General features: G+C 70.4%; 11 protein-coding genes. 2 read left to right on the top strand and 9 right to left on the bottom strand.

The window, feature by feature from the left end; all coding sequences use genetic code 11:
• Positions 1-24: 24 nt before the first annotated feature.
• The gene (locus C4F17_RS22000) at positions 25-1,749 is read right to left on the bottom strand and encodes a WS/DGAT/MGAT family O-acyltransferase (protein WP_106936654.1); all 1,725 of its coding nucleotides are present in this window, start codon (positions 1,747-1,749) and stop codon (positions 25-27) included.
• Between the two features lie 208 nt (positions 1,750-1,957).
• On the opposite strand from C4F17_RS22000, the gene C4F17_RS21995 reads away from it, so the two are divergent.
• Both C4F17_RS21995 and rocF read left to right on the top strand, forming a co-directional pair.
• Positions 1,958-4,021: a prolyl oligopeptidase family serine peptidase gene (locus C4F17_RS21995; RefSeq protein ID WP_106936653.1), complete on the top strand. Its 2,064-nt coding sequence runs from the start codon at positions 1,958-1,960 to the stop codon at positions 4,019-4,021.
• The gene (rocF, locus tag C4F17_RS21990; protein ID WP_106936652.1) at positions 4,018-4,938 is read left to right on the top strand and encodes an arginase; all 921 of its coding nucleotides are present in this window, start codon (positions 4,018-4,020) and stop codon (positions 4,936-4,938) included. Before C4F17_RS21995 ends, rocF begins: the two co-directional genes overlap by 4 nt.
• On the opposite strand, the gene C4F17_RS21985 is transcribed toward rocF, so the two are convergent.
• The 8 genes from C4F17_RS21985 to C4F17_RS21950 all read right to left on the bottom strand — a co-directional run bounded on the left by C4F17_RS21985 (position 4,935) and on the right by C4F17_RS21950 (position 12,384).
• Positions 4,935-5,465 carry a DUF805 domain-containing protein gene (locus C4F17_RS21985; RefSeq protein WP_106936651.1) on the bottom strand — a complete coding sequence of 177 codons (531 nt, stop codon included), beginning with the start codon at positions 5,463-5,465 and terminating at the stop codon, positions 4,935-4,937. The two genes, rocF and C4F17_RS21985, sit on opposite strands and share 4 nt — an antisense overlap.
• A gap of 69 nt (positions 5,466-5,534) precedes the next feature.
• Entirely contained in the window at positions 5,535-6,893 is a 1,359-nt protein-coding gene (locus C4F17_RS21980; protein ID WP_234382287.1) for a DUF58 domain-containing protein, read from the bottom strand.
• Positions 6,894-6,907: 14 nt separating this feature from the next.
• The gene (locus C4F17_RS21975) at positions 6,908-7,903 is read right to left on the bottom strand and encodes an AAA family ATPase (protein ID WP_106936649.1); all 996 of its coding nucleotides are present in this window, start codon (positions 7,901-7,903) and stop codon (positions 6,908-6,910) included.
• Between the two features lie 17 nt (positions 7,904-7,920).
• Positions 7,921-9,168, bottom strand: coding sequence for a DUF4350 domain-containing protein (locus tag C4F17_RS21970; protein WP_106936648.1), 1,248 nt, complete (start codon positions 9,166-9,168; stop codon positions 7,921-7,923).
• On the bottom strand, positions 9,165-9,941 hold the full coding sequence (locus C4F17_RS21965; protein ID WP_234382285.1) for a DUF4129 domain-containing protein: 777 nt from the start codon (positions 9,939-9,941) through the stop codon (positions 9,165-9,167). The genes C4F17_RS21970 and C4F17_RS21965 overlap by 4 nt, the downstream gene beginning before the upstream one ends.
• Positions 9,928-10,659, bottom strand: a complete 732-nt coding sequence (locus C4F17_RS21960) for a hypothetical protein (protein ID WP_081266031.1) — start codon at positions 10,657-10,659, stop codon at positions 9,928-9,930. The genes C4F17_RS21965 and C4F17_RS21960 overlap by 14 nt, the downstream gene beginning before the upstream one ends.
• Entirely contained in the window at positions 10,649-11,650 is a 1,002-nt protein-coding gene (locus C4F17_RS21955) for a stage II sporulation protein M (protein WP_106936647.1), read from the bottom strand. The genes C4F17_RS21960 and C4F17_RS21955 overlap by 11 nt, the downstream gene beginning before the upstream one ends.
• Complete coding sequence (locus C4F17_RS21950) at positions 11,647-12,384, bottom strand: RDD family protein (RefSeq protein WP_106937653.1); 738 nt, start codon at positions 12,382-12,384, stop codon at positions 11,647-11,649. Before C4F17_RS21950 ends, C4F17_RS21955 begins: the two co-directional genes overlap by 4 nt.
• Positions 12,385-12,388: the final 4 nt, after the last annotated feature.

Genomic DNA, 12,388 nt, shown 5'->3' with positions numbered 1-12,388 from the left:
AGTCCAACCGCCCCAATTTTCTTTTCATGCCGCCGCGGCCCGCGAAGCGCCGGAACGCTTGGCCGGAGCGGCCTTGCGCGCCGGCGGCTTGGGGACCGTGGGCTTGGGAGCGGGCTTGGCCTTCTTCGCCACCGCCTTGGGAGGAGCCTTGGCGGGCGCCTTCGCCTTCACGGGCTTCACCGCCTTCCCCGCCGCCGCGACCTTCACCGGGGCCTTCTTGCGCGCGGCCGGCTTCTTCTTCGCGGCAACCGGCGCGGCGGCCGCCGCCTCGTCGGCAGGCGCCTCGACCGTCTTCGGAGGCACCGGCGCGGGCGCGGCGCCCGCGGCGGCCGGGTGCTTCTGCGTCAGCTCCATCAGCAGCTTGTGCTCGGCCAGCAGGTAGTCGCCGATCTCGGTGATGTCGGGCACGGCGCGGCGGCAGGCGATCAGCCCGTAGTCCATGCGGCCGTTGTAGCTCTGCACCGTCACGTTCAGCGCCGTGCCATGGCTGGCGATCGACACCGGGTAGTAGCAGGTCACGAGCGCGCCGGCAAAGTACATCGGGAACGGCGCGCCGGCCACGTTGGAGATGGCCACGTTGGCCGCCGGCGGCAGCAGGTTGACGATGCCCGAGCGCCCCACCATCGACGCGATGCCCGACACCAGCCAGGGCGCGGCGAAGGTCGGGAAGTCGTCGAGGATCACCGCCTTGAAGCGGTTCATGGTCGACTTGGACGCGGTGGAAGACGCATTGATCGCCTTCAGCCGCTGCAGCGGGTCGGTGATGTCGGTGGCCAGGCTCACCAGGATCATGCTGGCCTGGTTGTTGGCCGTCTGGTCGCCGGCCTCGCGCAGGCTCACCGGCACGCCGGCCACCAGCGGCTTGGCCGGCAGCTCGTTGTTGTCGGCCAGGTAGTGGCGCAGCGCGCCGGCCACCGTGGCCATGACCACGTCGTTGAGCGACACGCCGAAGTGCTTGGCGATGTACTTGGTCTCGGCCAGGGAGATGGTGCGTCCGGCGAAGGTGCGCTGGTTGGTGATCGACACGTTGAGCGAGGTGCGCGGCGCGAAGAGGTTGAACTTCTTCGGCGCGGCGGTCGTGTTCTTCTCGGCCGCCTTCTCGTCGGGCTTGGCCAGGCCGCCGATGGCGCGCGCGATGGCCGGCGCCATCTTGAAGAGCTTCACGTATTGCTGCGCCGTGTTGCGCAGCGCGGCGCTCGCGAGTTCGGCCATGCCCAGCTGGTAGCCGCTGCTGCGCGGTCGCGAGCGCGGCGGCTTCACCACGCGGCCCGTGGGCTCCAGGTCGAAGATGGCCTTGCCCACTTCCACGCCGGCCTGCCCGTCGATGCCCGCATGGTGCACCTTGGTGTAGAGCGCCACCTGCCCGCTCTTCAAGCCGTCGATGATGAAGAACTCCCACATCGGCCGGCTGCGGTCGATGAGCGTGGAATGCAGCCGCGCCACGTATTGCTGCAACTGCCGGTTGGTTCCGGGCTTGGGCAGGGTGATGTGGCGCACGTGGTAGTCGAGGTCGATGTCGTCGTCCTCGACCCACACCGGGTTGGTCATGTCGAAGGGCATCAGCGCGAGCTTGCGCGTGAATACGTCGGCCAGGTGGATGCGGCTGGCCATGAAGTTCTTGGCGTCTTCGTAGAAGTCGCCCTTGTAGCCCTTGGGCAGGTCGAGCACGTTCAGGGAGCCCACGTGCATCGGCATTTCCGGCGTTTCCAGGTGCAGGAAAGTGGCATCAAGTCCGCTCAGGTGTTTCATGTGTTGTGTCTCCTTGGTGGGGCGTGCGCCGCTTGGCAGGATAGCGCGGGCACCGCGTTCCGGGGCCGCTGGTTATTCAGTGTTTCCACCGGGGGAAGGCACTCGGGAGGCAGGGGTTTGCCCGAAGTAGCGAAAAAGTGCCTTGCCGGCGGGCAGGGCCGCGACTGCTCGCGTCGCCCGTTTCACACAGCCTCCGTACACTGAGGCCATGACATCCAGCCTCCCCCCGCAGCACGCCCAGGACGACCATCTCTGGCTCGAAGACATCGACGGCGACAAGCCGCTCGACTGGGCCCGCGCGCAGAACGCCCGCACCGTGCAGGCCTATGCGCGGTCGCCCGCCTTCGATGCGCTCCAGCAGGGCATCCTCGAGGTGCTCGACTCGGACGACCGCATTCCGATGGTGCGCAAGATCGGTGCGCGCTTCTACAACTTCTGGCGCGACAAGGACCATCCGAAGGGCCTCTGGCGCCGCACCACGCTGGACGAGTACCGCAAGCCGCAGCCCGCCTGGGAGACCGTGCTCGACCTCGACGCGCTGGCCGCGGCCGACGGCGAGAACTGGGTCTGGCACGGTGCCGACTGCCTGGAGCCCGACTACAGGCGCTGCCTGATCTCGCTGTCTCGCGGCGGCGCCGACGCCGACGTGGTGCGCGAGTTCGACCTGGAAACCGCGCAGTTCGTCGAAGGCGGCTTCTCGCTGCCCGAGGCCAAGAACCACGTGGGCTGGAAAGACATCGACCACCTCTACGTGGCCACCGACTTCGGCCCCGGCTCGATGACCAGCTCCAGCTACCCGCGCATCGTGAAGGAATGGCGGCGCGGCACGCCGCTGGCCGATGCCGTGACGGTGTACGAGGGCCTGCACGAGGACATGTCCGTCAGTGCCTGGCGCGACAACACGCCCGGCTTCGAGCGCGACTTCGTCACGCGGCAGATCGACTTCTACGAGAGCGAGACCTGGCTGCGCGGCGCCGACGGCCAGCTCGTGAAGATCGACGTGCCCGACGACTCCAACACCGACATCACGCGCGAGTGGATGCTGATCGAGCCGCGCGAGGACTGGACGGTGGGTGGCCGCACCTACGCTTCAGGCTCGCTGCTGGCCGCGAAGTTCGACGACTACATGGCCGGCAGGCGCGAGCTGACGGTGCTGTTCGAGCCCGACGACACCACCGCGCTGGACGACCACTCGTGGACGCGCAACCACCTGATCCTCAACGTGATGCACGACGTGGTGAACCGCCTCGAGGTGCTCACGCCGCCCGCCGATGGAAAGGGGCCGTGGAAGCGCGAGAGCCTGGGCGGCGCGCCAGCGCTCTCGACCATCGCGGCCGGCGGCATCGACGAGGACGAGAACGACGACTACTTCCTCACGGTGAGCGGCTTCCTGCAGCCGACCACGCTCTACATCGGCACCATCGGCCAGGGCGAGCCCCAGGTGCTGAAGCACAGCCCGGCGTTCTTCGACGCCTCGCGCTACCGCGTGAGCCAGCACTTCGTGCAGTCGAAGGACGGCACCCGCGTGCCCTACTTCGAGATCGCCGCCAAGGACCTGCAGGCCAACGGCAGGAACCCCACGCTGCAGTACGCCTACGGCGGCTTCGAGATTTCATTGCAGCCCAGCTACAGCGGCAGCATCGGCCGCGCATGGCTGGACCGGGGCGGCGTGTACGTCATCGCCAACATCCGCGGCGGCGGCGAGTACGGCCCGCGCTGGCACCAGGCGGCGCTGCAGGAGAACCGGCTGCGCACCTGCGAAGACTTCGCGGCGGTGTCCGAGGACCTCATCGCGCGCAAGATCACCTCGCCCGCCCACCTGGGCGCAATGGGCGGCAGCAACGGCGGGCTGCTGATGGGCAACATGCTCACGCTGTACCCGCAGCTCTACGGCGCGATCGTGAGCGAGGTCGCGCTGCTCGACATGCGGCGCTATACGCAGCTGTCGGCCGGTGCCTCGTGGATTGCGGAATACGGCGACCCGGAACAGCCCGACGAGTGGGAGTTCATCCGCACCTTCTCGCCCTACGAGAACGCGAAGCCGGGCCAGGCCTACCCGCCGGCGCTCTTCACCACGTCGACGCGCGACGACCGCGTGGGGCCGGTGCATGCGCGCAAGATGCACGCGAAGATGCTGGCGCTGGGCTACGACAGCAGCTTCTACGAGAACATGGAAGGCGGCCACAGCGCGGCCGCGGACAACAAGGAATCGGCGTTCATGGATGCGCTGGGCTATGCATATCTGTGGCAACACCTGGGGAAGCCGGCATGACCAACACCACCACCACTCTCGAACTGATAGGCGCCCCCACCGACATCGGCGCCAGCGTGCGCGGCGCCGGCATGGGGCCCGATGCGCTGCGCGTGGCGGGCCTGCCCGAGGCGCTGGCGAAACAGGGCTTCGCGGTGATCGACCGCGGCAACCTCGCCGGCCCCGCCACGCCGTGGGCGCCGCCGGCCAACGGGCTGCGCCATCTCGACGAGGTGGTCACGTGGAACCGCTCGGTCTACGCCGCCGTCGACAGCGCGCTGGGCGCGGGCCACGTGCCGCTCATGATGGGCGGCGACCACTGCCTGGCCATCGGCTCGATCAGCGCGGTGGCGTGGCATGCGCGCCGGCGCGGCAAGAAGCTGCGCGTGCTGTGGCTCGACGCGCACTCCGACGTCAACACCGAGACCACCAGCCCCAGCGGCAATCTGCACGGCATGCCGGTGTCGTGCCTGCTGGGCCACGGGCCTTCGGTGCTCACCGGCTGGAGCGGCGAGCGCGCGGCACTGGCGCACGAGGCCATCCGCTTCATCGGCATCCGCAGCGTGGACAGCGACGAGAAGGAAGCCATCCGCACGCTGGGCCTGAACGTTTTCGACATGCGCCACATCGACGAACACGGCATGCGCACCACCATGACGGAAGCGCTGCAGGACGTGGACGAAGACACGCACCTGCACGTGAGCTTCGACCTCGACTGCCTCGACCCCGGCATCGCGCCCGGCGTGGGCACCGGGGTGCGCGGCGGGCCGACCTACCGCGAGATGCAGCTGTGCATGGAAATGATCTCGGACACCGGCCGGCTCTGCTCGCTCGACGTGGTGGAGCTGAACCCGGCCCTCGACGTGCGCAACCAGACGGCCGAGGTGGCCGTGGAACTCATCGAGAGCCTGTTCGGCAAGTCGACGCTGGTGCGTTAGCGGGTGGCCGGCATCGCGATGGCCAGCACGATGCCGACCAGCGCGACCACGGGCAGCAGCCACGCACCGATGATGACGCCGATGCCGTTGGGCGGCGGCGGCGCGCCGAAGCGGTTGCGGCCCTTGGTGCCGCCCTTGAAGACCCAGATCAGCCCGACCAGGGGGATCAGTCCCAGCAGCAGCATCCAGCCCGACCAGTCCATGTCGTGCGTGCGCTGGATCGCCACCAGCACATAGAAGATGAAATAGGGAATCAGGGCCAGCACGGTCACGACGCCGATGCCGATAGGCGTGCCCAGGCCCGCCGCGCCGATGATGCCGCCCAGCACGCCGGCTCCCGCGACGCACAGCAGGTACGAATACATCATGTACGCCAGGAAGCGCACCCGCCCGATGCGGCCCTTGGCGGACCAGAGCTTCACGGGCTGCACGCTCGCGTTGTCGTCGTAGACGTCGTCCACGGCAGCGCGGGGCGCTGCATAGGGGTTCGGGTTGAGGTTGGGATTGGCGTTGGTGAAATCCGTCATGTGTTTCTTCTCCTCTGACTGTTGGTAGTTGAACGATTGACTGAGCGCAAACATTTTGGACAGGGATGGCTACAAAAGGCCAGCCCTTTTGACAGCGTGATAGCGGTTCACCAACGCCACCGCCAGGTCGGCCGGCTCGACGTCGACCGACAGCGGATCGTTGCCGACCACGCGCGCGAAGGCGTCGCGCCTCGACTGGTCGAACAGGTGCGCGGCCGCCACGTCGACCGCGTCGCGCGGCTGCGCCAGCGGCTGGCTGGCGATGCGCCCGAGCACGCGTTCGCGCAGGCTCGCAACCAGCACCAGGTGCTTGCGGCGCAGCAGCTTGATGGCGGGGCGCAGCTCGGTGGCGTCTTCGTCGCGGAAGTTGGTCAGCACGATGACGAGCGCGCGGCGCTTCTGCGTGAGCAGCAGCTCCTGCGCGGCCAGCAGGTAGTCGGAGTGGGTGGCGCCGGGCTGGATATCGTGCAGCCGGTTCATCAGCGCATTGAGCGTGGCGGTGCCCTTGCGCGGCGCGAAGTCGCGCCGTTCTTCGGGCGGGCAGCCGAAGGTCATGGCGCCGACTTCGTCGCCCTCCTTCAGCGCCACGTAGCTCAACAGCATCAGCGCGTTGAGCGCCTCGTCGAAGTGACTGTTGGCCCTCTGTGCCTGCGCGCCTTCGTCCGCGCGCATGCGGCGGCCGCAGTCGAGCAGGAAGAGCACGCACTGGTCGCGGTCGTCCTGGAACTCGCGCACGATGGGGCGGCGCTGGCGCTGCGTGGCCTTCCAGTCGATGTGGCGCAGCGAGTCGCCGGTCTTGTAGTCGGCGAGCTGGCGGAAGTCGGTGCCCAGCCCGCGCTGCGCATAGGTCTTGATGCCGATCTGCGCGAGCCGCCGGTCGCCCGACAGCCATGCGTAGCGCGCCAGCGCGGCGAAGTTGGGATACACGCGCAGCCGGCGCGGCTCGCCCAGCGTCTGCCGCACCTCGAAGCAGCCGAGCCGGGTGCGCCAGCGCAGCTGGGTGGCGCCGAATTGCGCCACGCCGCGCTGCGTGGCCGTGGCGGTGTAGCGAAGCACGGCGCGCGAGCCCCCGGGCACGGTGACGGACTGCGGCAGCCCGTCGAAGCTGAAGTGCGCGTCGAGTTCGTCGAACACTGCCACCCGCCAAGGCTGCGCGCCTTCATTCACCAGCGAGAGCGTGAGCACCGTCGGCACGCCGAGGGAGAACGCGCCCGGCAGGCTGCGCTCGATGCGAAGCGGCGCGGCGCGCCAGAGCCTCAGGCTGTGCCACAGGTCGAACGCCGCGAGCACGAGCCCCAGCGCGAGCAGCACGCCCGCGACCGCCGCCACGTAGACCAGCGGCGCGCCCAGCGGCAGTGCCACGGCGGCGGCCACGGCCAGGCCGGCCAGCGCCAGCACGGCCGCGCGCGCGGGGATCGGAACAGCCATGCGCATCCGCGGGCCTAGAGCCTCGGGGCTTCGACGCTGTCGCGGGCGGCGCGCAGCAGCGCGTCGACGCTGACGCCTTCGAGCTGCGCGTCGGGCGAGATCATCACGCGGTGGCGCAGCGCGGGCAGCGCCTGGCGCGCCACGTCGTCGGGCGTGATGAAGTCGCGCCCGGCCATCAGCGCGGCGGCGCGGGCGGCGCGCACCAGCGCCATGGTGCCGCGCGGCCCGGCGCCCGAAGACAGACCCGGCCAGTCGCGCGTGGCGCGCGCGATGCGCACCGCGTAGTCGATCACGCGCTCGTCGGCCTGCACCAGGCAGGCCAGCCGCTGCAGCTCGAGCACCTGCGCCTCGTCGAGGCAGGGGCGCACCGCGTCGAGCGGAAACTGGTTGCCGGCGCGCTGGTTGGTGGTGAGCTGCACGATGGCGTTTTCTTCGCTGTGGCTGGGAAAGCCGATGTCGATCTTCAGCAGGAAGCGGTCGAGCTGCGCTTCGGGCAACGGGTAGGTGCCTTCGGTGTCGATCGGGTTCTGCGTGGCCATCACCATGAAGGGACGCGGCAGCGGCATGGCCGTGCCTTCGAGCGTGACCTGGTACTCCTGCATGACTTCGAGCAGCGCGCTCTGGGTCTTGGCTGGCGCGCGGTTGATTTCGTCGGCCAGCAGCAGGTTGGTGAACACCGGCCCCTGGTGCACGCGCAGGGTGCCGAGGCTGCCGTCGCCGCGCGAGGCGATGTCGAGCACCGCGTGGCCGGTGATGTCCGAGGGCATCAGGTCGGGCGTGAACTGCACGCGCGCATAGCGCAGCGTCATGGCCTGCGCGAGCGCGCGCGCGAGCAGCGTCTTGCCCAGGCCCGGCACGCCTTCGATCAGCACATGGCCCGACGCGACCAGCGCCACCAGCGTCTGGTCGACCGCCTCGAGCTGGCCGACCACGGCCTGGCCGACCTCGGCGCGCAGCGTCTGCAGCCACTGGGCCGCGCGCGTCAGTTCTTCGGGTTGGATGGCTTGCATGGGCGTCGTCTCTCGGTTCAGGGTGTGGAGGGGGAAGAAGAAGCGGACGGAGGCGAAGGCACGAACGGCCCGTTGGCATCGAGCCGCCGGCGCGCGGTTTCCAGCACTTCCAGGTCGAGGGCCATGGCCCCGGGGTTGCGGGCGCGCTCGGCCATCGCCCGCACGACCATGGCCGCTTCCAGGCCGGTGGCCCTGGCGATGGCGTCGGCGCGTGCCGACGCGTCGCGGTGGGCATAGCCGCGCAGCTGGCGGATGGCGCATTCGTTCAGTGCGCGCAGCTGCGCCGCATGCAGCGCGTCGCCGCCGTGCATGTGCAGGAAGCCGGCGGTGCCGCGCACCTGCTCGGCCATGGAACGCCGATGCGTGCCGGCCGAAGGCGCGAGCGGGCCGAAGCGCACGGCCGCACGCCAGAGCGCGGCGGCCAGCGCCAGCAGGCCCACGACCCAGACCACCCAGCTCTTGTGCCAGAGCCAGCGCAGGAAGGGCTCGCGCGCCTCCTCGGCGACGAACCAGACCTGCGAGCCGGTGCGCAGCTGCAGCGCGGCCACGGCGAACAGCGCGTTGTCGCCGCGCAGCAGGTTCTGGTTGTGCCACACACCGGAGGGCAGCAAGGTGACGGTGCCCTGGCCGACGCGCACGCGGATCGCCTCGGCGCCGCGTGCGCCGCGCGCCATCCACAGCGGCGGCTGCCGCTTGTCGGAGGGACTGAACTGCACGGGCTCGGCCCAGGTGCAGATGCGAAAGCCCCGCCCACCCGCAAAGCTCCCGGGCACGGTATCGGGTTCGGCCAGCATGCGGCAGTCGGCATCCTTGGTGCGTTGTTCATCGCGCTGCGAGCGGGACTTTTTCTTCTTCGGCGCGACGGGTTCGTCGGACTCGTCCGGCCGCACGGTTTTTTCCCGGACCAGCGGAATCCAGCTCTCCAGCATGTCCCCGCTCGCGAGGTGGCCCGGCATCACGAGATGGCCGCCCTGCTCCACCCAGCGGCGCAGGCGCTGCCCGCGCTCGGGGAACATGTCCCAGTAGCTGGAGGCGAGCACCAGCCGCGCCTGCGCGGGCGGCAGCTCGTCCAGGTTCTCGCGCCTGACCACCTCGGCGCCGAGGTGGCGCAGCAGCGACTGCACGGCATAGAAGGAGTTCTTCCTGACCTCCTCGCTCGCGGGCGTCGGCACTTCGGTCTCCGCCCATTCGGTGGCGGACACCAGCCAGCCGCCGGCCAGCACCAGAACGAGCACCGCGACGATGCGGACCGCCCAGGCCTTCATGCGGCGGCCTCCTGCGCGAAGCCGGGCACGGGCGCGGCGACTGCCGGCAGGTGCAGGTCGAACTCGCCGCAGATCGCCAGCACCTGCGCGGTGGAAGGCAGGCGCCCGCCGTAGGCCGCCAGTTGCCAGGCATCCACCAGCCGCACGAAGAAGGCCTGTGCCTGCGGCTGCAGCCGGCCGGCGGCAAGGGCCACGCACTCGCCCTCGGTGCTCGCCGCGCGCACCGGCACGCCGTGCGCATGCACGAGGCGCGACAGCGCGCCGCGATACAGCAGCGACAGCGCCGGCCGGTGCTGGCCGCGCTGCCAGAGCGCCGCGGCGGCATTGCCAACGTCGTCGGGCAGGCTCTCGGGCCGGATGTCGAGGCTGCCCACATGGCTGGGCAGCGGCGCCTTGCCGGGCCGCGCGCCGCCGGCACGCACCCGCGCCCAGCGGTGGATGCGGATCGCCAGCCAGGCCAGCGCCAGCGCGGCCAGCCCCCAGATGAGCCAGCGCGCGCCTTCGGCCACGGCCCTCACGAAGTCGCGCAGCCAGTCGAGGCTGTCGGTCTTCTTCTCGGGCTCTTCTTCCTCGTCGTCGTCGCGCTCCTTGAAGCGCAGCTTCTTCTCGGTCTTGACGCCGGGCATGTTGGGGTCGGCGCGCACCTTGTCGGCGGCCGCCCTGACCTGCTCGCGAGTCGGGGCGGTATCGGTCGCGGCCGAGGCCGTGCCCGCCGCGCAGCACACGGCCAGCACGGCAGCGGACAGCCATCGGCGGACGTCAGCGGAAGCCACGGCGGAACTCCTGTTCGATGTCCCAGGCTTCCAGCTCGACCCGGCGGTTGAGGTACATCGCAAAACCGGCGCCCACGTAGAACGGCTCCAGCACGCCGACGACGATGGCGTAGGCGCCCGCGGCCAGCAGGCTCTGCAGCGGCGCGTCCGACTGCGTGAGCCAGCCGAACAATTCGCGCGCGCTGCCTTCCGGCGCGAACCAGAACAGCAGCGACAGCAGGCAGATGTCGAGCGCCATCTCCACGTTCGCATACACCAGCTGCATACCCGTGGCCGCGCCGCGCCGCCCGCGCAGCAACTGCGCGCGCCGCTTGCTGCGTGCGCCGCCGCGCTGGCCTTCGAGCTGGTCGATCGCCTGGGTGAACGAGCGCCAGGGCGACAGCCGCCGCCACACCAGCGTGCGCAGCAGTTGCCCGCCCCATACGGCGCGGCGGTTCTGCCACAGGTCGGCCCAGCGCGTCTCCTGGCCGAACACCGCGCGCGAATGCACGAACAGCAGGCTGCGGTCGAGCCAGGGCTTGAGCCAGAAGATCAGCAGGCTCGGCAGCCAGCCCGCGATCTCGACGGTGCAGAAGGCCAGCAGCACCGTGGCCAGGTACACCGGCAGGAAGGTGCGCCAGACCGAGCGTGCATGGCTGCGCACGAGCTGCGCGCCCAGGTCCGCGGCCTCGGCCATGGGGCGTGGCCGCAGCGCGATGGCGAGGCCGTCAACCTGCACGGCCGGGCTCCTTTTCCAGCGCCGCTTCCGCGCCTCCGCGCGGCCGGCCCTGCCAACCCAGGTACGCCAGCACCAGCACCCAGCAGGCGCCGCCCACGCCGTACTTCACGGCCGGCGCGATCCAGCGCGCCGAAGACCAGAAGGCCTCGACCGCGGCGGCGATCAGCAGCAGCCCGATGACGCCGTAGACGATCACCACCGCGTGGCGCGCGGCCAGCCGCAGGGCTTCGAGCCGCGTGTGGCGCCCGGGCGCGATCCACGCGTAGCCCAGCCGCAGCCCGGCCGCGCCGGCCAGCACGATGGCCGTGAGCTCGAAGGCCGAATGCGTGACGACGAAGGAGAGGAAGTTCTGCGCATGCCCCGCGCCGATCAGGTAGCCGCCGACCGCGCCGATCTGGATGCCGTTGAACACCACCAGCGCCGCGCTGCCCACGCCCGCGAAGATGCCGGCCGCGAAGCAGCGGAAGCCGATGCCGATGTTGTGCATCACGTAGAAGCCGAACATCTGCCAGTCGTCGCCGGCGCTGCGCGTGCGGCCGAAGGCGTCGGCGTCGTCGCTGTACATCGCGTCGAACTGCTGCACGTTGTCGGCGTCCAGCAGGTGCAGGATGAAGCCGGGGTCGCGCCAGGCGGCCCAGCCCGCCACCAGCAGCGGCACCACGAACATCAGCGCCGACACCCACAGGTAGACGCGGTGCGCCCGCACGGCTTCGGGAAAGTCGACCAGCGCCAGCCGGGCGAAGCGCGCCAGGCCATAGTCGTGCTGCCGGTAGATCAGCCGGTGCGCGCTCTGCGTCAGGCTTTCGAGCCGCTGCGTGAGGTGGATCGGATAAGCCCTGGCCTGCGCCAGCGCGAGGTGCTCGCACACGCGGCGGTACAGCGTGGCGAGCCGCGCGCCGTCGAACTTGCGCTTGGTCTCCGCCACGCCGATGACGGCTTCGAGTTCGGCCCACAGGGGCGCATAGGCGGCTTCGAAATCCAGCGGCGTCATCGCGTCGTGCCTCCTCTGGTTTGGGCTGCGCCGCCGCCGCGCCGGCCCAGCACCCACTGCGCCACGCCCAGCAGGCGCTGCGACGCGGAGGCACCGCCGCCCGCGGAGGTGTCGGGGCCCAGCACCGGTTGCGCGATGCGGGCGAGTTCGTCGAAACGCTCGGGCGTCAGGCGCGTCGCGCGGCCGGCCCACGAGACGACGGCCATCTGCTCGCGCGCGGTCAGCGGCCGCGCGGGCGCCTGCGGCTCGGCGGCGGGCACGCTGCCGTGCAGGCTCACCTGGTCGCTGAACACCACCAGCGTGCCGGCGGCCAGGTCGCCCAGCCGCTTGCTGTCGCGCCGCCACAGCATCGACACGATGCCCGCGCCGTAGAAGGAAGGCACGAAGTCGGCCGCGCGCAGCAGGTTGCGGGTGAGCGAGGCGGCGGGCGTCACGGGCAGGCCGGAGTCCATCACCACGCGCAGGCCCATCACGCGCTTGCCTGGCGTGGCCGCCGCGCGCGTGAGCTCGAAGATCACCGGGTAGAACCACTCGAGGCAGAAGTAGGCGACCAGCAGGATGCCGAAGCCCATCTTGCCCAGCATGCCGACCGTGATCGAGATGCCGACGAAGATGCCCAGCCGGATCGCGAAGTCGATCAGGTAAGCCAGCCCGCGCGCGAACAGCCCGGCCGGGCGCAGCGAGAGCGCGATGCCTTCCGGAGTCTCGGCGGTGTGGAGGGTGTCGAGGCGCACCAAC

The sequence above is a fragment of the Variovorax sp. PMC12 genome (assembly GCF_003019815.1).
Taxonomy (GTDB): domain Bacteria; phylum Pseudomonadota; class Gammaproteobacteria; order Burkholderiales; family Burkholderiaceae_C; genus Variovorax.
Note: the sequence above shows the minus strand (reverse complement) of the source record. Positions and strands in the feature narration are given on the sequence as shown.

What these genes read in the sequence shown, in the direction of transcription:
- C4F17_RS21970 (WP_106936648.1), bottom strand. Translation starts at nt 9,168, where the DNA reads ATGAAGGCCTGGGCGGTCCGCATCGTCGCGGTGCTCGTTCTGGTGCTG.
- C4F17_RS21980 (WP_234382287.1), bottom strand. Translation starts at nt 6,893, where the DNA reads ATGGCTGTTCCGATCCCCGCGCGCGCGGCCGTGCTGGCGCTGGCCGGC.
- rocF (WP_106936652.1), top strand. Translation starts at nt 4,018, where the DNA reads ATGACCAACACCACCACCACTCTCGAACTGATAGGCGCCCCCACCGAC.
- C4F17_RS21995 (WP_106936653.1), top strand. Translation starts at nt 1,958, where the DNA reads ATGACATCCAGCCTCCCCCCGCAGCACGCCCAGGACGACCATCTCTGG.
- C4F17_RS21955 (WP_106936647.1), bottom strand. Translation starts at nt 11,650, where the DNA reads ATGACGCCGCTGGATTTCGAAGCCGCCTATGCGCCCCTGTGGGCCGAA.
- C4F17_RS21985 (WP_106936651.1), bottom strand. Translation starts at nt 5,465, where the DNA reads ATGACGGATTTCACCAACGCCAATCCCAACCTCAACCCGAACCCCTAT.
- C4F17_RS21975 (WP_106936649.1), bottom strand. Translation starts at nt 7,903, where the DNA reads ATGCAAGCCATCCAACCCGAAGAACTGACGCGCGCGGCCCAGTGGCTG.
- C4F17_RS22000 (WP_106936654.1), bottom strand. Translation starts at nt 1,749, where the DNA reads ATGAAACACCTGAGCGGACTTGATGCCACTTTCCTGCACCTGGAAACG.